The sequence below is a fragment of the Lujinxingia litoralis genome, from assembly GCF_003260125.1.
GTDB lineage: Bacteria > Myxococcota_A > Bradymonadia > Bradymonadales > Bradymonadaceae > Lujinxingia > Lujinxingia litoralis.
Map to the genome: position 1 here is coordinate 141956 of NZ_QHKO01000005.1, position 23044 is coordinate 164999.

Consider the following 23044-nt stretch of genomic DNA (forward strand, 5'->3'; position numbering starts at 1 on the left):
CTGGGGATCAGTCGCCGTTGCGGTGCCAGACGCCACCAGGCTGGTCGGCGGCGACATGCTGGCGGATGATCGGCTTCCAGTAGGGCGGGTGATGGAAGTTGTGGTGATCGGGCGGCGAAGTGATCTGCCACTCCAGGGTAAATCCGTCACCCCAGGCGTTGCCTTCGGCCACCTTACCTTTGCGCCAGCTGTAGAGCATGTTGGCGATGAAGATGAACTGCGCCAGGAAGAGCACCACCGAACCCACCGACGAGATCAGGTTGGCCATTTCAAAGGCCGGGTCGTAGTCGTAGTAGCGGCGCGGCATCCCCTTCATGCCCAGCCAGTGCTGGATGAAGAAGGTCACGTTGATGAAAATCGCGGTCAACCAGAAGTGAATCTTGCCGAGTGTTTCGTTGTAGAAGCGGCCGGTGATCTTGGGGAACCAGAAGTACACCCCGGCAAACGCGGTCATCAGCGATCCGGCCACGAGAACGTAGTGGATGTGGGCGACGACGTAGTAGGTGTCGTGAAGCTGAATGTCGACCGGCACGCTGGCCACGACGACACCGGAGAGACCGCCGATGGTGAACATCGCCAGGAAACCGGTGGCATAGAGCATGGGGGTATCGAACTTGATGGAACCGCCCCAGATCGTGGCCAGCCAGCTGAAGATCTTGATGCCGGTAGGCACGGCGATGAGCATCGTCAGGAACATGAAGCCCACGCGGACGTTCAGCGCGATACCGGTGGCGAACATGTGGTGAGCCCAGACCAGGAAGCCGAGCACGGCGATGGCGATCATCGACCAGACCATCAGGACGTAACCGAAGATGTGCTTGCGGCTGAAGACCTGGATGACCTCACTGACCATGCCGAAGCCAGGCAGGATCATGATGTAGACGGCCGGGTGAGAGTAGAACCAGAAGAGGTGCTGATAGAGAATCGGGTCACCACCGCCGGCCGGGTTGAAGAAGTAGAAGACGCCCGGGAACATACGCTCGAAGGTCAGCATGATGAGCGCGCTGGTGAGCACCGGAGTAGCCGCCAGAATCAGGAAGCTGGTGACCGTCATGGCCCAGGTGAAGAGGGGCAACTGGAACATCTTCATGCCCTTGCAGCGCATGTTGAAGACGGTTGCCAGGAAGTTCACCGCACCCAGGGTCGAGCTCACACCCACCAGAATCAGGCCGACAACCCAGAAGTCCGCGCCCCAGATAGGGGTGTAGACCGAGTTGGAGAGGGGCGGGTACGCCGTCCAGCCGAACTCCGGGAGGCTATTCATGAAAAAGCCCGCGAAGGTCAGAAGGGCACCCGGCGGCAGAATCCAGAATGCGGCAAGGTTGAGCTTGGGGAAGGCCATATCGGGAGCGCCAATCTGAATGGGCACCACGAAGTTGGCCACGCCGGTGAACGCCGGGATGATGAAAAAGAAGATCATCGCCGTGGCGTGCATCCCCGGCAGCGCGTTGTAGAAGGAAGCGTCAGTGATGATGTCCGGACCGTGCTGGGCCAGCTCCAGACGGATGATGACTGAGAGCAAACCTCCCCACAGCGCCATGAAGGTGGCGAAGAGCAGATAGAGCACTCCGATACGCTTGGCGTCCGTCGTGCACATCCATTCCTTGAGGTAGACCCACAGGGAGGTCTTGGCCTCTTCGGAGAGAGGAGACAGGTAACCTTTGGCCTTGATTTCCATGATGCGATGCCTCGCCGCTTTTTAGCCTGCTTGGGGAGCGCGGGGCTCCCCGGGTGTATGTCGGGTCGATGAGGCGCCGTACAAGGCGGCGCCGCTGTCGAGCGTCTCTTAGTTCAAGTCGCGCCGGATGCGTTCGATGTCGCCAGGCTGCACAGGCTCCGACTCATTGCCGAAGGAACCACGCAGGTAGGTCAGAAGCGACGCCAGCTGGAAGTCCGTCATCGAACGCGCCACCGGGGTCTTCTCGCCCGGCCACTGCGGGGTATCCGCGCCTTCGATAAGCAATTTCGCCAGGGCGGCGGGATCGCCATTGACCTTGCTGCTACCGGCGAGGGCGGGGATGTAGTCAGGGCCCTGACCGTCACGTCCGTGGCAGCTCACGCAGCTCTCAAAGAGGCGCTCACCGGCAGCCATCAGCTCGGGGGTCGGAGTCGGCTCCACGCCACCGGCGGGGAAGGGCGGCAGGCCGAGCGACTCGCGCACGCGGGCAACGTCTTCATCGCTAACTTCGCCACCGCTGTTGCCCCAGCTCGTGCGCTCGTGATTGATAACCGCGCTGACTTCGGCGTCGTTGAGTACCTGTCCGAAGGGAGGCATCACGCCTTTACCCTGCAGGACGAGCTGGATGTGGGAGTCTTTCTGACCTTCCTCCACCACGCGGGCGGCGCCCACAAGGGTGGGGAACTGGTCGCCCTGGCCCTGGCCGCTTTCACCGTGGCAGGTTGCGCAGCGCGCGGCGAAGACTTCGGGGCCGTTGGCTTCGGTGACCTGGTTCTGCATGTCGTGGACCCACTGGCGGAAGCTCGAGGGGGTCATCACGACGGCGCGGAAGTACATATCCCAGTGGCCCAGGCCGCAGAGCTCGGTGCAGGTGCCCTGGTACTCAATGGCGCTGTAGTTAGCGTAAGGAGAGACCTCTTCGACCTGGCGAGAGCGGCCCAGGTATCCGACGCGGCGCTCCAGACCGTTGATGGTCTTTTTCGTAGCGTCGGGACGGCTCTGCATGAAGTCCGGGCGGGTAGAGGGATACTCAAACTCGGGGCGGTCGACCATGGCAAAGCCGTCGACGCGCACCTGGTTGATCGGGCCATCGGCACGGAACCACCAGTAGTTGAAGCGGCCCGGCACGGCATCGATCTTGATGCCCAGGTCGGGCACGAAGATCGAGTGGATGACGTCGCGCGAGGTGACCTCGAGCTTGATGTTGGTGTTGGCCGGGACCACCAGGTCACCGTGCACCAGACCACCCTGATCGGGGTACACAAACTGCCAGTCCCACTGATAGGCCACGGCCTCGACAGTCATGTCGATGTCGTCGGGGATGACCTCGGTGGCGAACATCACATTGATGGTGGCGACGCCAATCCAGATCTGAAAGAGGACCGCGGCCCCGGTCCAGCCCATCTCCAGCGCCATATTGCCGTGGTTCTGCACCGGCCGTTCGTCTTCGCTGCGGCGACGGAAGCGAATGATCGAGATGATCAGAACGCTCTCAACAATGACCAGAACGCCAAGACAGATCTTGGCGATCATGTTGTAGAGGGCGGTCATGTCGCGGCCATTCACTGAGTAGTGAGCCACAAAGTCGCCGGAACCGGGGACGGCAAAGGCTGTCGCCGGGATCATCACTGCCAGCACGAGCGCGAGGAGCAAACCGGCGCGCTTCAGGAGGCTTTGGTTGAGAGAGCCGCTCATGAATTTTTTACTCATATGCTTGCCGTTCGTCGGAGGCACTGGGCCAACCCGCTTCGACGTTAGACTGGAGGTTGAAGCGTTCATAACGCAGAGCGTAAGTAGGTTCCAGGGCGGCGCTCAAAAAGTAGCGCCGCCCGTCATCTTAGTTCTGGGTTTCCTCGGCCGGAACCTGCTCGGGAGCCGGGGCGGAAGCGCCTTGCTCAGGAGTCAAGTCATCAGCCGGAACCTCAGCAGGCTGAGCGGTGCCGACGCGATCGCTGCCCTGTCCTTCGAAGGACGCGACATAGGCCTGAAGATCCTTCCAGCTCTGCGCGGAGAGCGTGGCGACCGGAGGCATGTCGGGAAGCGTGGCGTGAACACCGCCAATGGTGCGCGCAGCTACATCCTGATAGGTGCCGCCCATCGCCGCCGGGACAAGGCGTCCGACGTTGATGTGCAGGAAGGGCGGGAAGGCACCGTAGGGACCGACGTTACGAGCGCCGGCGCCCTGGCTGCCGTGGCAGCTGGCGCACATCTGACCGTAGATCTGCTGGCCGTTGGACGCGTCGGCATCGGCGGCGAGCACCGGAGCATCGTACTGGCCCAGCCGGATCAGGCGCGTGTCGGCGGCATCGGCCGCCAAAAAGCGCATCGCGTCGTTGACCGGAATGGCATCCGGGCGGGGCGGGGCGCTCAAGGAACGGCAGACATCGTCGACCTGAGTATCGGTAGCCGGCTCCTGGTTCTCTGCGGGCACGAAACTCTCGCGCACGTAGTGGGTCAGGGCCCACAGCTCATCTTCGGCCAGGTGCCCGTACGCCGGCATCGAGGTGCCCGCGATACCCGAGAAGAGGGTGTTGTAGATCGCCAGTGCGCTGGTGCCGTTGGTCCAATCGGCCGGAGGCGCCGCAAAGTTGCGCGGCGGCGGGTTGAGTGCACCACCGGCAGGGCCGTCGCCGCCACCCTGGGCGCCGTGGCAGGAGGCACACTGGGCGGCGAAAATCTCTTCGCCCTTGGCCAACTGCTCATCACCCGAGGGTTCCACCAGGCCGGCGATCCCACCGCGGATCTCCGGATCGCAGACGCCAAACTCGGCTTCCTGGCGGATTCGCTCTTGCAGCGCCGCCGGCACCGGGTTCGGGTTGTCGATCAGGCTGTGAACGTAGTGCGATACCGCCCACTGATCCTGAAAAAAGAGGTTGTTGAACGGGGTATGTTCGAAGGTCTCAGTGGCGTAGCCGTGGGCCACGACACTGTAGATCGATTCCAGACCTGAACGCTGGACCTCGGTGCCCACGAAGCCCTGAGCGCCATTGCGCTCACCGAGCTCGGCACCACCCTGGCCCTGATCGCCGTGGCAGGTAGCGCACTGTTCAGCAAAGACCTTCTCCCCGCGCTCAAGCTTCTGGGGGGTGGGCACCAGCATGCGGTCGAGCGTCTGAAGCCCGATTCCCTGGCCGTAGACCGTGGGAATCAGGGCCACCATGCCACCGGCGACCAGCGCGATTTTAAGACCATTTTTAAGCGTAGCGTTTTTCATGACGTCACTGCGAAGAGCGTGGATGCCAAAACCTCAAGGCGGACAGGGAGGAAGAACCTTATTCCGGCTTGCCGTTGGGGTAAATGAGGTCGTCGTGGGAGTGCGGGATGCTCTCGCCGAGGAAAGGATCCTTGAGCGGTACCAGGTTGTGCTTGGCCAGCGCCTTGCCGACGACGACCATGAAGAGTCCCACAAAGCCCAGGGCAATCGGGAGTTCCAGGATGGGCCACTTCGGCGCGTAGCTGTCGCCGATTTTGGGGTAGGGCATTACCCAGAGCCACACTTCGTAGAGCTGGGTGATGATAAGCCAGCCGCACACGTACTGCAGGATGTTGTTCTTATTCTTCTTATGGTCCTGCGGAAGCAAGAGCAAGAAGGGGATGATGAACTTGATGAAGGGCAGGATCAGCAGGAAGAAGCCCCAGCCATTTTCGGTACGCTGGACGAACCAGTCAGCCGCCTCCGGAATGTTTGCGTACCAGATCAGCATGAACTGGCTGAACGCGATGTAGGCGTAGAAGACGGTGAAGGCGAAGACCAGCTTGCCCATGTCGTGGATGTGCTTGGTGCCGACGGTGTCGCCGAAGTAGCCGCGACGCTTGAGGTAGAGGATCACCAGGACCATCACGCTCAGACCGGACTGGAAGAGGCCGGCGAAGGCGTAGACTGAGAACATCGTGGAGTACCAGTGCGGGTTGAACGACATGATCCAGTACCAGGTCATGTACGAGAACCCGACGACGAACATCAGCAAAAAGCCGGCGCTCAACCAGATGTTGGTGTGGAAGAGCTTGTAGCCGCCAACTTCGTCCTGCTTGAGGCTGTTGCGACGGATCAGGAAGTAGATTCCCGCCCAGATCAGCGCCGAAGCGATGGTGGTCAGGCTGATGCCGGTGAAGTTCAGGAAGCCGAGCTTCTGAGCCACCACCGGGTCTTCCATCGCGTGGTGGTGATCGGCCCAGTGGAAGAGCACGTCCACGCCGAGGAGCGCGATCGCCCCGAGAATGATCACCGGGTAGAGAAACGCGCCCATCGCCTCAGGGATGCGACGAATGGAGATGCTCCAGCCGGCCTTGGCCAGATACTGGGTGGCGATGAAGAAGGGGCCTGAGAGGCCCAGGCTCATGGTGAACCAGAAGCCAATGATGTAGCCGCGCCAGGCGCGCTCAGCGCTGTCGTCTCCCATCAGGAGACCGACCACAAAGACCACCAGGCCCAGCACAAAGAGCGCGATGCCGGCCGTCTGGAAGCCCTTGGGGAGCTCGAAGCGCTTGGGCGGCGCGATGTCGTGGTGGTGAGAGGAGTGAGCCATTGGAATTTGCCTCTATGCTAATTCAGCGGTCGTTCGTGCGTCGGAGTGCGCACCGGTCAACCATAACTTACTGATCGCGCAGTCGGTCCAGATCGATGGGTTCGGGGAAATCCGCGCGCTGAAGTGCACGCACGTAATTGATCACCGCCCAGCGTTCCATTTCGGTGAGGTTGTTCTTATACGCCCACATCGCGCCCTGTCCGTAGGTGACGACGTGGTAGATGCGTCCGTCCTCGTATCCGCGCAGCTTATCGGTCAGCAGACTGGGCGGCGCGCCGTAGGCGCCCGACTCGACGATGGGGCCGTTGCCCGCGCCTTCGGTGCCGTGGCAGACCACGCAGTTGGTGCGGAAGAGGAAGCGACCGTACTCCAGGCTCTGGGCGTTGACCGGAACCGGGTTCTCCAGCAGCGCGCTCTGCGCCGGGGTCGGCTGGTCAGGGCGCAGAAAGCCGTCGACGGGCACGGTTTTGGGGGGCGGCAGACGCATCCCCGGGGCCTGGTCGTCGCGGAATACCGGCTGAGCTTCCTGATCTTTATACGAGGTCTGGTTATGCATGCCCTCGATCGGGTTGAGCTCGGCAAAGGGTTTGCTGCCGTCGGCCGGAACTCCCACCTCATAGATGCAGCCCACGAACGAGGCGCCCAGGAGGGCCAACGCGGTCACAGCGACGCGAGTTTTTAGCGTGCTTGGAATGCTCATGAGATTAAGCGCCTTTCGTGATGGTTCGAATTTCAACCGGGTTGAGGCCCTCAAGGAAAGAGCGAACCTCTTCGGGGTCAAAAGCGTCGTCGTCGGCGGAGATCCACAGGACGAAACGGTCCTTGGTGATCTCCGGATCGATGATGAAGGGTTTGCGGAAGCAGCCCGCCGCGATCAGCATCACGATGGCGGTGGTCACACCGGCAAAGAGCACCGTGAGTTCAAACATGATCGGCACGAAGGAGGGCCAGGGCGCAAAGGGCTTGCCACCGACGATCATCGGCCAGTCAAAGGACATCGTGAAGAACTGCAGCGCGTTGGCGGTCAGGAAACCCGCCGAGCCGGCGCCGAAGGTCACCCAGGGAATCCAGGAGCGACCCAGGCCCATCGCATCGTCCATCCCGTGGATGGGGAAGGGCGAGTAGGCTTCGAAGTCGTCGTACTTGGAGTCGCGGGTATGCGCCGCAGCGAGCATCAGGTCGTCGGGAAGGTCGAAATAGGCGGCAATGCCTTTCATCCCTTCGCCCTCGGAGCCTTGTTCGGCTGCCGGCGGCACCGTCGCGTCGCCGGAACCCTCGCCGGTGAGGCTGGCGTCCTCATCGGAGGGCGCAGCTTCTTCAGCATTGGCGTCGTCGGCGGCCTGGGTTTCCTGGGCCTCTTCGCTTTCTTCGGCGCTCTCGGCGGCGGCCTCTTCGGCCACCTCTTCCGAGGTGCTTTCGGGCTTGTCGCTCACGGTCTCATTCCCGTTGTCTTCGGCCGAGGCCTCGACATCGTCAGCAGAGGTCTCAGCGGCGGTTTCTTCGCTGGTTTCTTCCAGCGTCTCTTTCTCGTTGTTGTCCTTAGCCACCGACGACCTCCTTACGGTTCTTGCGCGATGCTTCTTCGGGCGGCATCACGGCCTTGACTTCGAACATGGTGATGGTCGGCAGCACGCGGGCGAAGAGCAGGAAGAGGGTGAAGAACATCCCGAACGACCCGATGGTCAGCAGCCAATCCATCGCCTTGAAGTTGTACATACCCCAGGAGCTGGGCACGAAGTCGCGGTGGAGCGCGGTGACGACGATGACGAAACGCTCAAACCACATGCCCAGGTTCACAAAGAGGGAGATAACAAAGAGTGCCGGGATGGAGCGGCGGATCTTTTTGATCCACAGCAGCTGCGGAAGCACCATGTTGCAGCCGTACATAATGGCGGCCGACCAGGCGTAGGGGCCGAACATACGGTTGGCAAAGTGGAAGCGCTCCGCGGGCACCGCCGAGTAGTAGGCGATCATGAACTCGGTAAGGTAGGCGACACCGACCACGCCACTGGTGAGCAGGACGACCTTGGCCATCGCTTCCAGGTGGTTGATGGTGATGTAGCTCTTGAGTTCAAAGACGTGGCGCAGGATGATCGTCAGCGTGATCACCATGGCAAACCCGGAGAAAATCGCACCGGCCACGAAGTAGGGCGGGAAGATCGTGGTGTGCCAGCCGGGAATCACCGAGACGGCGAAGTCGAAGGACACGATCGTGTGCACCGAAAGAACCAGGGGCGTCGCCAGGCCGGCGAGCATCAGGTAGGCGGCTTCGTAGTGGCGCCAGGAGCGGTTGCCACCGGTCCATCCCAGGCTGAGGATGCCGTAGATCTTCTTGCGCAGCGGGTGCTGAGCGCGGTCACGCACGGTGGCCAGGTCAGGGACCAGGCCCACGTACCAGAAGACCACGGAGATGGTGGCGTAGGTGGAAACGGCAAACACGTCCCACAGCAGCGGCGAGTTGAAGTTCACCCACAGCGGCCCGCGCCCGTTAGGGATCGGGAAGAGCCAGTAGGCGAACCAGGGCCGGCCGGTGTGCAGCAGTGGGAAGAGACCGGCGACCATAACGGCGAAGATCGTCATCGCCTCCGCAGAGCGGTTAATGGCCGTACGCCAGTTCTGCCGGAAGAGGAAAAGGATAGCCGAGATCAGGGTCCCGGCGTGTCCGATACCAATCCAGAAGACGAAGTTGATGATGAACACACCCCAACCAACCGGGTGACTGATGCCGCTGGTACCGATACCGGTACCGATCGCAACCCCGAGCGAGGTGAGGAAGACCAGCATCAGCAACACCGAGGGCACAAAGACCGCCCACCACCTGGCAGTGGGCATCACCTCGGTATGGCGAGCGATGTCATCGTCGACCTGCGCCCAGGTCTTGTTATCGGCGACGAGGGGCTCTCGCCGGGCCAACGGGCCACCAAAAGGCCCTTCGGCTTCGGCAGCCCGTGGGCGTCCCTGTAGTTCGCTTTGTTTCATGCCGGAACTCTTTGGAGCGTCAGTGGATCAAAACATCGGGGGATCATGGCGAGCGCAGGGGCTCGCCACGACAACAATGGGGTGCTTAGACGAGCTCTTCGTCGGTGTTCCAGACGCTGGTCATGTAGGCAATGGCCGGTCTGGTGTTGATATCGCTGAGCGCGAAGGTCGCACGCGGCGATTTATGCATCTGGGTCACGGTCTGGGAATCATCCAGGACGTTGCCGAAGTCGATAGCGCCGGCCGGGCAGGCTTGCTGGCAGGCGGTGACGACTTCGCCTTCTTTGAAGGAGCGACGTCCTTGTTTCATGAGTTCCCACTTGCCGCGGCGGATGCGCTGCACGCAGAAGGTGCACTTCTCCATCACACCACGGGTACGTACGGTGACGTCGGGGTTCAGACCCAGCTGAAGAGGTTCGGTCTGGTTGAAGCGACCGTGGTCCTTGAGCTCGGGGTAGAGGCGCGCGAAGAAAGTGTCTCCACGGTTCTCGGAGTAGTTGAACCAGTTGTAACGACGCACCTTGTAGGGGCAGTTGTTGGAGCAGTAGCGCGTACCGACGCAGCGCTGGTAGCTCATCTGGTTGAGGCCGTCGCTGCTCTGCATAGTGGCCAGAACCGGGCAAACCGTCTCACAGGGAGCGCGATCGCAGTGCTGGCAGAGCATCGGCTGCATCACGACGCGCGGGTTCTCCAGATACTCACCGAAGGCGATGTGCGGCTCGGAGGAGTACATCGGGTCGTTGACCACCGAGGAGCGGATCTTCACGGCTTCTTCGGGAAGCTTGTAGTAGCGGTCGATGCGCATCCAGTGCATTTCGCGACCTTCCAGGATGCCCTGGCGGCCGACGACCGGGATGTTGTTCTCTTCCTGGCAGGCAATCACGCAGGCGGAGCACCCGGTGCACTTGGACATGTCGATCGACATGCCCCACTTCAGGTTGCCGAAGTTGTGGTCTTCCCAGAGGTTCTTGGTCGCCAGCGGCTTGTAGATGCCGGCGGCCGGGTTCTCGCGATATTCGGCCAGGTCGGCGGTCGCCAGGATACGGTGGTAGTCCTGATCGATGATCTGGCCTTCCTGAACCACGGAGAGCGTTTCGACTTTGTCGGTCTTCTTAACCGAGGTCGCGGCACCGGAGAAGAGGGCACCTTCATCGCCAACACGAGTAAGTTTGAAGGCGTTGGCGCCCACCCCGTTGGCAACATCGCCGGCACCGGTGCGACCGTATCCCAGCGGGATGGCGATCACATCGTCGTGCATCCCCGGAACCATGATCACCGGGAAGCCCATCTCGGGACCACCTTCGACCTGGACGTTGATGTACTGGCCGGATTTGAGCTTGGCGCCCTTGAAGGTCTTGTAGCTGACCATCGCGAACGAGCCCCAGGTGTGGCGGCTGATCGGATCGGGAAGCTCCTGGAGGTGGCCGTTGTTGGCCTGGCGACCGTCGTAGAGCGGAATGGACGCGTAGGCCTGGATGACCTTCTTGCTGAGGTCGCCATCGGCCGGCGCTTCAAACTCGGTGGGCGCCTTCGCAAGTTTGGCGACGGTCTGGCGCACGTTGAGCGCAGCGACGGGCTGAGCATCGTCGCTCAGGTAGACGCCTTCGCGAAGCGTGGCCAGCCAGAACTGGTCGAAGCTCGCCAGCGAATCGGCCTTCGGGTAGACCTCGCTCTTCCAGTAGTTCTGGAGGAAGCGATAGAAGGGCCCGGCGTCGTACGCCTGGTTGGCACCCGGGTGGTTGCCGGCCGGCTGGGGCGGCGCCGGGATGAACGCGGCGAGCTTGCGGCTGAGTTCGGCGGTTCCGAACCAGGTCAGCAGGCTGTCTTCGAAGGAGCGGGTGGTGTAGAGGGGCAGGATCGCCGGCTGGCGGATCGCATGCACCCCCACGCGGGGATTGGAATCGCCCCAGGCCTCCAGCGAGTGACAGCCGGTGGCCACATAATGCGCGTGCCGGGCGGTCTCGTCGAAGTGGGTCGAAGTGCTGATGACCATCGGCACTTTCGCGAACGCGGCGGCGACGTTGAGACCGGCCGGCGCGGAGTACACCGGGTTGGTGCCGTGGATGATGAGCATATCCACGTCGCCGGCTTCGATTTCGGCGATGAGCTTCTGAAGGCTGGCCAGCCCGGCGGCGCCGTAAGAGGGGCGATCGCGCTCAATGGTCTGGCCGTCGTTGCCGAGGGCCGCGTTGATCAGGTTGACCGCGCTCTCCAGGGCGACACCATTGGCGGTGGCGCTGGCCTGGCCGCCGGCGACCACGATGGACTTGCCGGCCGTCTGAGCGAGTTTCGCGGCGACGCTTTCGATGATTTCAACGCTGAGGTCGCCACCGAGGCGCTCCACCACATCTGCCGGCGCGAAGGGCGCCAGAGCCTGACGCACAGCCGAGGAGGGCACGCCCTTGGGGTTGTGCGCGGTGAAGAGCTGATGAGCCACGGCCATGGCCACGTCCACCAGGGTGTCGGGGCGCACGCGAACGCGCTCATCGGCGTTGATGCCGGTCAGCGTCAGAGTCGGCTCAAACGAGATGAGCTGGTTCATCTCGCCGTTGGGATTACGACGGCTGGCGAACTGGCGGGTGAACTCCGAAGGGGAGAGCCAGGTGCCCAGGAAGTCGCTGCCGAAGGCCACGATCAGCGTCGCCTTGTCGAAGCGGTAGTGCGGGATGTGCGCCGCGCCATAGGAGGCTTCGTTGGCGGCGAGCATCGCGTCATCACCCAACGCCTCATAGGTGTAGTGGCGAGCGTTGGGCACGCTGGCCATTACTTCGCCGATCAGCGCATCGGTGGCCGGGCCGTGCAGGGCACCGGTAAGGATGCGCAGACCACCACCACCGCGGATCTCGCCAAGTTTGGCGGCGACCTGCGTGTCGAGATCTTCCCAGCTGACCTCGGCGACGCTCTCGCCAGACACACGCTGGGCAGCGCGCAGGCGGTCCGGGTCGTAGAGGTCGATGTAGCTGGCCTGGCCGCGCGCGCAGAGAGCACCCTGGCTGACCGGGTGCTGCGGGTTACCTTCGAGTTTGATCGGGCGCCCGGCGCGGGTCTTCACCAGCATGCCGCACTGCGAGGGGCAGGCGTTACAGACGCTGGCGTAGTGATTGGCCATGCCGATGCGCACCTCTTCGGGGCGGTCGACATAGGGCACGATCTCGCGGACCGGGCGGCGACACGCCGCGCTGCTCATGGCTGCGGTGGCCGCTGCCACGCTGCTTACGCGCAGGAAGTCACGGCGGTTCATCTTCAAGGGCTCGGAGCCATCGGAGAAACTCAGCGTGACGTCGCCCTGAGCGTCGGCGCGCAGAAGCGCCGAGGCGCCCGGTTGCGGTTCCGAGTGCTTGGGAAGATCGGGATCTTTGAGGTGCTTACTCATAGCGGCCATTCGTGGGGCAGACGGGTCGGGGCGTGAAAGCCGGGTCCGACCTGACGTTGAGTGAAAACTTCCTCGGCGCCCCCGCGAAGCCAGGGCGCCTGATACGTGAACGATGCGCGCCGTCCACTCTTAAGAAGGGTGGGCGGCTGGCGCGTCGCTCAGTAGTGACAGGTCACACAGTCGATCGGGGCGTTGTGCTGGGGCTGCCGGTGGCAATCCACACACCAACCCATGTTGAAGGGGTTGGTCACCTCGACCACATCCATGCGGTTCACCGCACCGTGACATTCGGAGCAATCCATGCCGCGGTTGAGGTGGGGCGTATGGCTGAACTGCACGTGATCGGGAAGATCGTGCACCTTGACCCATTTGATCGGGGTGCCGTCGCGCCAGCTCTTGTGGATCTTCTGAATCTCAGGGCTGTCGGTTTTGACCTGCGAGTGACAGTTCATGCAGGTGTTGACCGAGGGAACGCCGGAAACAGGGCCCTCGCCGGGGTTAACGTGACAGTAGCCACAGGGGATCTCGTTGATCCCTGCATGAAGCTGGTGGCTAAAGGCGATGGGCTGTTCGGGGGCGTAACCTTGCCGGGGATTAAAGCAGGCTGAGAACCCGATCGCTGCGGCCAGCATAAGGATGCCGGTAATGGTCAGATAACGTGCATTCATACGTCCAACGACTCCGTGAACCGATGGGATAACTTCGTCGAGCAGGCGCCGGGCGCCAGATTCATTGAGAGCACTTCGCCCTGCGGAAACGAGGCCTTTATTCACACGCGGTTGGCGGCCTTGTCAACAGGTTTATAGCAGCAACTAAGATCGCGTTTTGCCTTGATTTTTCGCGGTGAAACGCAGTTTTGAGCGTGCTGTGTTGAAGCGGTGTGAAATATTCCAGTGATATCGCAAGGTTACCGCTGTATCGCGCCAAGGTGTTGATAAGGCAGTGGTTTGCGAGCACCGAAATCACACCGGCTGAAGGTATCAGCGCCGGGGTATCCCGACCAGTTTAGGGTGGGGGGATCGAGTGTGGCATTTTGACGCATCAGGCATTGGCAGTCCGATTGATTCGAGGCCAGAGGACCCACCAGGCAAGCCCGGAGGCGGCCAGCAGGATGCCCGAGAGCACAAAGGGTGCCGCCGGGCTCAGCGCAGCAAAAAGCACGCCGCCGGCGGCAGGGCCGGCGATACGTCCCAGGCTCGCCGAGGATTGCAGGATGCCCATGATCTGACCGGTGTTCTGCTGCGCTTCTGCCTGGCGCGATGTCAGGGCGAGGATCCCCGGGTGCACGAGCGCGCGTCCTATCGTGGCGATCCCCAGGGTGGCAAAGAGGTAGATCAGCGAGGGGTAGAGTGGTGCGATCGCCAGTCCGAGCGCCAGCGCTGCGAGCCCCAGGCCGGTCATGCGTCGGTCACCAAGTCGACGGGAGATCGGGCCGACGCCGCCCTGGAAGATCGCCATGGCGATGCCCATGCCGGCGAAGATGAATCCGACTTCGACGATGTCATACCCGTAGGTTGCCGACATATAGAGAAAAAAGGTGCCTTCAAGCACCGCCAGGGCGACGGTGTAGACAAAAAAGAGCGCGCAGAGCGCCAGAATCGGCGGACTTTTGAGGTGTTCGCTGACCCGTGCCGGTCGGTAACGGACGCGGTTGGCACGGCGCGTCTCTTCGTTGGCGGGAGGTTCCACCAGTACAAATGCGGCAAGGACAAAGGTGATCAGGCTCAAGACAGCGCTGGCGGCGAAGGGGAGCCCCGCGCCCAGGAGGCCGGCACCGGGTTGAGCGAATGTGCCGGCGATCGCACCGAGTGCCGGGCCCAGAGTAAAGCCGAGTCCGAAGCTGATCCCGATCACCGCCATGCCACGGCTGCGCCCACGGGCGTCGGTGCTGTCGGCGATCAATGCGCTGGCGGTGGCAACGTTGCCGGCGCAGAGTCCGGCAACAAAGCGCGCTACGTAGAGAAGGGGAAGGCTCTGGGTGAGCGCGGTCAAGAGTTCAAGCAGCGCCGCGGCGGCAAAGGTCGCCATCAGGACGGGCTTGCGACCCAGACGATCGGAGAGTCGTCCCCAGACCGGAGCCATCAGAAATTGCCCCAGCGATTGGGTCGCGTAGAGCAAACCTACATCGACTGCCGTTCCGCCCAGGGCTTCGGCCAGGGCGGGTAACACCGGGATCGCGATGGCGAAGCCCGTGATGTTGAGCAGCAGGATCGGAAAGAGGCGGCGTATGGGGCTTCGCGGGGTCATCTGGAGGGGGCTCTTAGAGGCGGGGAGAGCGCGGCGGACGCGCTAAAAAATGAGAATGGGCCGGGGCCGGGCCTCTTGTGGCACGGAGCCTCCCGGATCGCAACACGCCAACGTCGCCCTTTTGCAGAGGCATTCCACATGGGCGCCGTGGCAGGTTGTCGCACCCTTCGGCGGGATAGAGGTGCTCAGGAGGTTCAATGCGTGGGGGAGGTCTGCCGGCTGGGGGCCTCCCAGAGGATTCCGATGTCCGGCGCGTCGGATACGCGGGCGATGGTCTCATCGAGGAGGAGCATCGGTTCAAATCCGAACGTGCGGGAGATGAAGAACTCGGGCAGCGTAGCGATACGTGTGTTGTAGTGCTCGACCGCGTCGTTGTAGCCCGAGCGCATAAGCGCAAGTTCGTCCTCCACGTCGGTCAGCGTATCCAGCAGGCGAGTGATATGTGCGTCGGCCTGCAGGTGGGGGTGGGCCTCGCGGAGGGCGAAGAGTCGGGTGCTGGCGGCGTTGCTTTCGGCCACATCCTGATTGGTCTGGCGCAGGGTGATCTCAGAGGGCGCCGATGCCGGGGCGTGGGTGCGCAGGGCCGCGATCATCTGGAGTGTTTCGTGCTCGTGAGCAACGTAGGCCTTCACTGCCGGGAGGAGAGCCTGAATAAGGTCGAAGCGTTTTTTGAGCGCCACTTCGATGTTGGCATAGGCACGTCGCACGCGCTGACGGACGAAGACCAGGTCGTTGAACATCAGCGCGATGAAGCAGACCGTGGTGTACGCCAGGCTGGTTGCCGTTGCGTAGAAGTAGTCTCCCGCGCCAAAGGTCCCAAAGGCGGTAAACGTGTACATCCCCAGGGCCGCCGCCAGGGTGATGCCCACCCCGAGTTTCAGGTTGCCTTGGCGGCCGATACGATAGTGGAGTTCTCGCTCGGGCAGCGCCGAGAGCACAAAGGGCAAATCGTCCTGCGCGCCGATCTCCAGGCATGCGTGGTTATCATCGCGCATGCCGGCGCCTCCCAGCACGTAGAGAGGCTCGCCGAGGAGGATGGCGCTCTCGGAGTACGTTTTGGAGCCGGCGGTCTTCGACTTGTGGTGGCGGGTATAAAAGGTTGCCTGCTCGGGGGTGACGCGTATCGCTGCGTTCCCGTCGTCGAGCCAGAAGGGGATGTGGTGGGTTTCATCGGTGATGGTTGTGGTTCTGTCGCCTGACTTTTTAGTCACCTTATAATGATAATACACGCATCGCTTGTCAGAGAGCGGGGAGTTAAGGGGTTGCTGCTCGTCGCCGAGCGTTACCTGACCGTGGAGCTCGTTGAGTCCGTAGGTCGCGCCGCGAGCGCTGGTGGTGGGCATGTGTTCCATCATGCGTTTGAGTTTCACCGAGCGTAGGCCGCTGCGCGTGAAGAAAAAGATGGCGACGGAGCAGATCGCGAACACGATCCATCCGAACATTCCGGGGGCAGAGGACGGAGACTCAATTGGTGCACGCAGTGCGTCCTCCTCCTTGCTGAGTTCCGGCCCTTCGAGCAGGGCTTCAGGTACCCGGGAGGCAAACACGAGTTCGGGGAAACGCGTCAGATCAGCGCGGGCTGATTCGATCACCTGGGTCGCCGCCACACGAATGCGCCGTGCCCGCTGACGGTCGTAGTTATTTGCCAGGGCGCCGAGTTGCAGCGGGTCATTTCGCCAGTCGCCATCGGCTGGTAGCGCCCCCAGGGATGAGAGTTCCGTGGACATGGCCGCATCCAGGCGTGTTAGGCGGTCGTGCCACTCCTCGACGTCGCGTTGGGCCAGCTGCAGGCCCATAACGATCAGGATGATGGAGGCGCCGGCTGAGAGCGTGATCAGGAAAAGCGTGGTGTTATGGGCGCGGAACAGGCCGAGGAAGAGAAAGGCCGAAATCATCAAGAGCACCAGGCCGAAACCATTGCTAACGACGGCGAGATTCGCGCGCCGGTGGGTCTCGCTGCTCTGATCTGCTCTGGCGATGATGGGCACGTAGCTTCCGGGAGAGGCGAATCCGACACTCAGTCGGGCCTCGTCGGCATAGCCGGCCATGCCCATCACCAGCACGGAGTGTCCCGGTTCCAGGCGCCGCTCGGTGTAGCGCTTATCGCCGGCGGTACGCATCGATGAGACGGGGAGGCTAAAGGGGGCACCGTCGTGCGGATGCACGCGAATCGGGCCGGTGTCATCCTGGAGCACAAAATCAATGAAGCGTTGCTCGCTGTGGATCGTAACCCAGCGGGTGTCGCCGTCGCTGTCGGTTTCCTCGCGTTCGATCTCGTAGTGGTAGTAGACCGAGGGCGTGTCGGTATCGGTGCTCCGCAGCAGGGTCGTCCCCTCAAGCTGGTGGACCTGGCCACGCAGGTAGACCTCGCCGGGGAGAGCGCCCTGAACCTTGCTCAGTGGCATACGGCTGATGCGCCGGGCGTCTTGAAGTTGAGCGAAGCTCAAATTGAGCAGGTAGAGGCCGATGAGGGCAAGAACAAGGGACGCGATACACTTGAGCAAGCGCACGGGAACCTCCGAAACAGGGCTCCGATACGGGAAATCCCGAGCGCGGGCCGGTGGGGGCTACGGCCTGAGTAAACCAGCAGGCAATGCACAACGTGGGGAGGATGTATCGTAGATGCCCGACGATGAGTAGCCGAAGTCCGTGGCCCCCTGGTGGTACGTATTTCCACAGGGATGGGCGCGCGGCGTGCTCGTGAGCATCGACATCGCTCGAAAGGTCTGAAATAGTAGGGGAGACGGAGTGTTTATACCTTTATCCCATTCGCCTCCGATGTCCGCGTAGCACCTTCGGTGGTGAGCGGCGCCGCGGCGCACAGGGAAGGGAACAGCCCCCTGATTAAAAGGGGCCGGGCCCGCATGGATTACCTTAACCCAGGTCGACGGCGTTGGACGTTGTCATAGCGGAAGCCATCGGGATTTTTGTCTGTCTGATCTGCTCCGCCTACTTTTCCGGTTCGGAGACGGCTCTAACCTCCTTGAGCGAGGGCCAGACCGAGCGGCTTATCGAAGAAGATGGGATCAACTCGTTGCGTCTGTGGCGCGAGAAGCCTCTGGTCGTTCTGACCTCGATCCTCATCGGCAATAACATCTTCAATATCACAGCATCGGCGCTGGCGACCGATCTGGCGGCACGGGTGCTCGGGGGGACTTCGGCCTCGCAGTGGGCAATCCCGGTAGCGGTTGGAGCGACGACCTTTTTGCTGCTGACCTTTGGTGAGATCACGCCCAAGACGCTCGCCAAAGTTCGCAATCAGCAGGTGGCGCGCCTGGTCATGTGGCCCATGCGTCTGCCGGTGATGCTCTTCGCGCCGGTCACGTTTTTTTTCAACAAACTTGCCGCCGGCGTGATGCGACTGGTTGGCGGGAGCGTGGACGAGAAGCAGCCCTACGCCACCAGCGACGAGATCCAGTACATGATCGACGTCGGTTCACGTGAAGGACAGCTCACCGAGGATCGGGAGCGTCTTTTGCGTTCGGTCTTTGAGTTTCCCGATACGGTGGTGCGCGAGATCATGGTGCCGCGGACCGATATGGTGGCGATTCCCGAGGACACCACTCTGGAACGGGTGCTCGAAGTGCTGATGGAGTGCGGGCACAGTCGAATTCCGGTCTACCGGGAGACGATCGACGATATTGTCGGGCTCTTTTACGCCAAAGACGTCATTCAGCTGATGGCCTCCGGCCAGGAGTTTGAGCTCAGCCGCTTACTGCGGCGCACCTATTTTGTGCCGGCGACCAAGCGGATCGCTGACCTCCTGACCGAGTTTCAGATCAACCGGATCCATATGGCGGTGGTCGTCGATGAGTTCGGGGGTACTGCGGGGCTCATCACCCTGGAAGATATTATCGAAGAGTTCTTTGGTGATATTCAGGATGAATATGACGCGGAGCCGGCTCAGATCATTGCGGTCGATGACGTGCGGGTGATGGCCGACGCCCGGGTGCCGATCTACGAACTCGAGGAGTATTACGACATCGATCTTCCGGAACACCCGGACTACGAGTCGTTGGGAGGGTTCTTGCTCTCGCAATCGGGGAGTGTTCCGGAGCCGGGCGATGAGATCGTGTGGAACGATCTGGTATTTCGCGTTATTGACGCCGACGCCAAACGCGTGATCAGCGTGGAGATCGAGCGTCGGCCCGCCGAAGAGAGCGATCCGCAGGAGTTGGTTTCCTGAGAGGGAAGCCCGTATCACGGGCTGGCGAGTCGAGAATGCGTGCGAATAATCCCCGCCGGCCCGCGTCTTATACACGAGCGAGCCCCGGGTTTCGGGGCGGTCGATGACGCGCCACTACTGAATTGAGAGAAGACATGGTGAGTAGACGAACGAAGGTGACTTCCATTCGCCGGGCTCTGGCAATGCTGGCCCTGGGAGGAGTCGCGGTGCTGGGAGCCCCGATGGAGTCGCAGGCCCAGGATCCCGCCGCGACGGCTGAGGCGCAAGCGCCGGCGAACATGAGCGCCGAGGACGTGGCTCGCCGCGTGCAGCGCTTCTATCAGGAGACCGGGGACTTCCAGGCTGCGTTTGCCCAGACCTATACCGACATCGCCGCCGGGGAGAGCAAGCGCTCGCGCGGACGCGTCTACTTTAAGAAGCCCGGGAAGATGCGTTGGGACTACTACAGCGCCACCGACGCCACCCGGCGCGAACGCGTGCTGGTGAGCGATGGCGCGGCGTTCTGGATCTATGAATTCGAGTTCCAGCAGGTCTTCAAGCAGTGCCTGGCCGATAGTCAGCTTCCCACCAGCCTGCGTTTTTTGATGGGGCAAGGCGATCTTTTGGAGGAGTTCACCGCGGAACTCAGCGAGCGCTCCACGGCTCAGGCTCCTGAGCTTAAGCTCACGCCGCGAGAACCCACCCCGCATTATCGGGAGCTGCGTTTCCGGGTCGATCCTCAGACCTTTCAAGTGACGCGCACCACGGTCTACGATCCTTATGGGAACACCAACGAGATCGTGTTTCAGAACACCCGGGTGAACCGAAACTTGCCCGATTCCGGGTTTGAGTTTGAAGCTCCCCAGGGTGCGCGTCTGCTCAACGCTCAGCAGGAGTGTGAGTAAAAATGAGCACCGCCAGCTTGAGCGAGCAAGACCGGAGCCGGCGCGCGCTCTGCCATCCCGACGGCCAGAAGAGCTGCGGGGCGTGCTGTGGGATGTACAACCATCGCCAGACGGCGGAGCCGGAGTTGATGGCACGGCTGCGTCATCGTACCGAGGCCTTCCGGCGGGAGGCCTCGATTGACGATGCCGCCTCGTTGCGGGCATTCCGCCAGAAGTGGGAGGACCCGCCCGAGGTGAAGTTGCTCGGTGAACTGGCGAGTTGTCCCTTTCTGGGGCTGCTCGACGGCCTGGATACCAGGGGGAGGGTCGGTTGCCTGGTGCATCCGCTGCAGAATGATGGCGTCGATGGCCGCGATTGCGGCGTGTATGATCGCCACACCTGCGAAGATTATTTATGTGCGGCGCACGCGGTGCTCAAACGCGAGGAGGTGAACCTCGTGCTGGCGGCCGTGCCCGACTCCTACCTCTACGGGTTGGTCATCACGAACCCGCGGTTGATCCGCACGTTTTTTGAGCTCGCGGCGACCGAGCGCGGGGCCTACCCGCAGGCGCGGGAGTTGAGCGACCCGGCTGTGGTAGCAGCGGCCGCCGAGTTCTTCTCACTGGTGCGCTCCTGGCCTTACCGCGCAGCGGACGGCATCTTCGGCTCGGTGGTGCCGGGGGAAGGGCTGGAGACTCACCGTCGTGCTCATCCCGCCGGTGAAGGGCTCCGGCAACCGGTGGATACACTCTTGATCGGCCTGGGAACGCGCACGCTCTCCCAGCCCGAACTGGCGGATGCCCGGGGCCTGCTCCTTGGTGCGGTCTCACGTTTTGCCCGGGCGCTGGGCTGAATCGAGTCGATCCCAGGCTACATTACGTGAGGGGGCTACGATTGCGGGAGGTTCTCCAGGGTATCGTCCTCGCCCTCGGTGATCGCGGCAATGCGATCGGCATCGTAGAGCGGTCCCTGGCCAATGCCCGGGCAATGTTCTGCCTCGGCGTCCCAGGCTCCGGCCTCGCCGATGATTTCGGGCCAGAAGGGGTAGGTGCGGCACTGGGAGGGTTTCACCGGGTGGATCGCACAGCCCTGCGAGGTCAGAAAAGGGCAGGGGGCATCGCTTTGCACATCGATACGCCAGCCTTCGTTGTGCCGGTGCATGTAGGTGTCAATGAGTTCGAGTAGGGGGATTTCGAGGAAGGCGGCAGCCAGAAAGGCCTCCGGGGCGCTGAAGAAGACTTCGCCGGGGCGCGCACAGCAGCGCTGGCAGCGGGTGCATTCAAAGCGGAGTTCGGTGGTCATGAGAGAGCCTGCATGAAAGGAGGGGCGCGCGTAGTGAGGCGGTGCGCGTGGTGACGATCGCTGGGGGCGAGGGGGAGCGTCAAGCGCTCTTCGCCACGTGGAAGACCACCGCCGGCGACGGACAAGGAGCTTTCCGGGGGAGGTGGCGGGCAGCCGGCTGGTGCACGAAGGACGTGTGCCGAGGTTCGCCAGCGCGACCATGACTCCAGGTTCGGTTGCCGACGGCCAAGGGGCGTGCGCAACGTATGCGCCAGGAGGGAGGGGCGACCAGGAAGTCAACTCCGTAGACGCACCTCGATGATTCACGTGAAGGGAGAATGGGCGATATTTTGAGGCGACGCCCTTTTATGAGGCAGCGCATCGCTTAGGATGGCGCTCAGGTGGGGGCCAGCAACGTACCCGATGCACGCAGATAGGGCGTTTTAAGCGCGAGCCTGGCAGGCCGGAATGTAAAAGGCTTTGCTTCGCCTCCCGCGGCGTATTAGATTGGCCGGGCTTAGCTCGCTACAGAAATTCACTTTTGCCAGCACTAGAATAGGGGCCAATGCCCATGGAACGCCAACTTGTCGACCACCTGGTTGCGCGAGCAGTGGTCAGCCGACAGGACATCCAACGCTGCATGCTGCGTGCCTCTATGTCGAAGGGCTCGGTGGTCGAAGAGCTGCTCACGCGTGCTGGAGTCGATGAGCGTGTACTCGCCCGCGCAATGGCCGAACATTTCGGCCTCTCGGTTCATGAAATGCCCTCGATTCACGCGCAGGCCGAGGCGCTGGCGCTGCTTGATCTGGAGCGTTCGGAGACCTACGGCGTGCTTGCGGTGGTCTACGACAAAGGGGCCGGGAAGGTGCAGTTGGCGATCTTTGACCTGGATCGCGCCCGACCGATCATTCAGGAGGTGCGAGAAGCTACCGGTATCTCGCCATCCCTGGTGATAGCGCCGCGTTCCACGATTGAGCGCGAGGTCTTTCGACATTACAACCACGAGCATGCAGCCGATAAGACGGTGGCAGCGCCGGCGCAACCCTCAATGGTTGCGATGTCTCGCAGCGCACGTCCGGCTCGTCATATGCCTGGTGAGCAGTACGATCAGGCCACGCGTGTGGTGCACCTTGATGACAGCGGTCCGACGCGTCAGGTGGACGTTGCATCGGTCGAAGATAACCCCTTTCTGGACTTGTTGAAAAACGCTCGTGACACCGCGCCCCAGGCCAACCTTACCAAGCGTACCACCCCGGGGATTCAGACGAGTGACGATTTCTTCGATGGGTTCGAGGACGCGTTCACCGATGCGTTGAATGAGCATCAATTGGGAGGCGGGGCGCCTAAGAGCAGAAGCCGGACCTCGGAGCCCTCGTTGCCTGCTGCAGGGCGTCACTCACCGCAGGTGCAAACTCTGGCAGAGCGCGACTTCGGTGATATGACGGGAGTGCTTAGCGACTTTGACGCGCAGCTCGACGCGGGGCAGGCGTCTCCTGAGCCCCGAGAGCAGTCGAGTTCCAGCCGTCTGGGGCACTCTGGATTTGAGCGTCGAGTGCGCACCGGTTCGAACTACAGTCGGTCGGGTATTGGGGCGCCGTCGTCTGATCCCGGGGTAAGTTCGGCGCCGGGCTTTGATAGCGGGGAATCCGGGCTCTTTCCGGTGGAACGACAGCCCTTTGGTTTCCTCGACGATCAAGAGACGGAAGGGGCCGAAAGCGAGCCGACGCTGGCCCAGGTGGTATCCCGTCAGCGCAAGCACATCATGCGTCTGGAGCGTGAAGTCGAGTATCAGAAGTCGATTCTACAGGCGCTGGCCGAGATGTTGGTGGAGGCACGGGTGCTTAGCCGCCGCAAGCTCAAAACGCGTCTGAAGGAACTCCGCGAGAAAGAGGCAAAGCGCTCCAAGTAGC

16 protein-coding genes are annotated in these 23044 nt (G+C 62.3%); 4 read left to right on the forward strand and 12 right to left on the reverse strand.

From position 1 onward, the window contains the following. Nucleotides 1-7: 7 nt before the first annotated feature. The 11 genes from ctaD to DL240_RS12185 all read right to left on the reverse strand — a co-directional run bounded on the left by ctaD (nt 8) and on the right by DL240_RS12185 (nt 17313). Nucleotides 8-1678 carry a cytochrome c oxidase subunit I gene (gene ctaD, locus DL240_RS12135; RefSeq protein ID WP_111730166.1) on the reverse strand — a complete coding sequence of 557 codons (1671 nt, stop codon included), beginning with the start codon at nt 1676-1678 and terminating at the stop codon, nt 8-10. Between the two features lie 108 nt (nt 1679-1786). After that, nucleotides 1787-3373 (reverse strand): cytochrome c oxidase subunit II, encoded by a 1587-nt coding sequence (locus DL240_RS12140; RefSeq protein ID WP_158542521.1) that lies wholly within the window; start codon nt 3371-3373, stop codon nt 1787-1789. Nucleotides 3374-3515: 142 nt separating this feature from the next. Next, nucleotides 3516-4892, reverse strand: coding sequence for a c-type cytochrome (locus tag DL240_RS12145; protein WP_111730168.1), 1377 nt, complete (start codon nt 4890-4892; stop codon nt 3516-3518). Between the two features lie 58 nt (nt 4893-4950). Next, nucleotides 4951-6204, reverse strand: coding sequence for a hypothetical protein (locus DL240_RS12150; protein WP_111730169.1), 1254 nt, complete (start codon nt 6202-6204; stop codon nt 4951-4953). 67 nt (nt 6205-6271) lie between these two features. Then, nucleotides 6272-6904: a c-type cytochrome gene (locus tag DL240_RS12155; protein WP_111730170.1), complete on the reverse strand. Its 633-nt coding sequence runs from the start codon at nt 6902-6904 to the stop codon at nt 6272-6274. Between the two features lie 4 nt (nt 6905-6908). Beyond that, nucleotides 6909-7751, reverse strand: coding sequence for a DUF3341 domain-containing protein (locus tag DL240_RS12160; RefSeq protein ID WP_111730171.1), 843 nt, complete (start codon nt 7749-7751; stop codon nt 6909-6911). Continuing rightward, entirely contained in the window at nt 7744-9183 is a 1440-nt protein-coding gene (nrfD, locus tag DL240_RS12165) for an NrfD/PsrC family molybdoenzyme membrane anchor subunit (protein WP_111730172.1), read from the reverse strand. The genes DL240_RS12160 and nrfD overlap by 8 nt, the downstream gene beginning before the upstream one ends. Before the next feature lie 85 nt (nt 9184-9268). Further along, nucleotides 9269-12556, reverse strand: a complete 3288-nt coding sequence (locus DL240_RS12170) for a 4Fe-4S dicluster domain-containing protein (RefSeq protein WP_158542522.1) — start codon at nt 12554-12556, stop codon at nt 9269-9271. Nucleotides 12557-12714: 158 nt separating this feature from the next. Further along, nucleotides 12715-13224: a cytochrome c3 family protein gene (locus DL240_RS12175; protein ID WP_111730174.1), complete on the reverse strand. Its 510-nt coding sequence runs from the start codon at nt 13222-13224 to the stop codon at nt 12715-12717. A 373-nt stretch (nt 13225-13597) separates the two neighbouring features. Next, a complete protein-coding gene (locus tag DL240_RS12180) occupies nt 13598-14803 on the reverse strand; it encodes an MFS transporter (protein ID WP_111730175.1) in 1206 nt (401 codons plus the stop codon). A gap of 194 nt (nt 14804-14997) precedes the next feature. Next, on the reverse strand, nt 14998-17313 hold the full coding sequence (locus tag DL240_RS12185) for a LemA family protein (RefSeq protein ID WP_111730176.1): 2316 nt from the start codon (nt 17311-17313) through the stop codon (nt 14998-15000). 383 nt (nt 17314-17696) lie between these two features. On the opposite strand from DL240_RS12185, the gene DL240_RS12190 reads away from it, so the two are divergent. From DL240_RS12190 to DL240_RS12200, 3 genes are all read left to right on the forward strand, one after another. After that, complete coding sequence (locus DL240_RS12190) at nt 17697-18989, forward strand: hemolysin family protein (RefSeq protein ID WP_111730177.1); 1293 nt, start codon at nt 17697-17699, stop codon at nt 18987-18989. 134 nt (nt 18990-19123) lie between these two features. Beyond that, nucleotides 19124-19873: an outer membrane lipoprotein periplasmic chaperone LolA gene (gene lolA, locus DL240_RS12195; RefSeq protein WP_111730178.1), complete on the forward strand. Its 750-nt coding sequence runs from the start codon at nt 19124-19126 to the stop codon at nt 19871-19873. A gap of 2 nt (nt 19874-19875) precedes the next feature. Then, on the forward strand, nt 19876-20706 hold the full coding sequence (locus DL240_RS12200) for a hypothetical protein (protein WP_111730179.1): 831 nt from the start codon (nt 19876-19878) through the stop codon (nt 20704-20706). 35 nt (nt 20707-20741) lie between these two features. Here DL240_RS12200 and DL240_RS12205 read toward each other — a convergent pair whose 3' ends face one another. Continuing rightward, nucleotides 20742-21155 (reverse strand): YkgJ family cysteine cluster protein, encoded by a 414-nt coding sequence (locus DL240_RS12205; RefSeq protein WP_158542523.1) that lies wholly within the window; start codon nt 21153-21155, stop codon nt 20742-20744. Between the two features lie 550 nt (nt 21156-21705). Between DL240_RS12205 and DL240_RS12210 the strand changes: the two genes are divergently transcribed. Beyond that, on the forward strand, nt 21706-23043 hold the full coding sequence (locus DL240_RS12210) for a GspE/PulE family protein (protein WP_158542524.1): 1338 nt from the start codon (nt 21706-21708) through the stop codon (nt 23041-23043). Nucleotide 23044 lies beyond the last annotated feature (1 nt).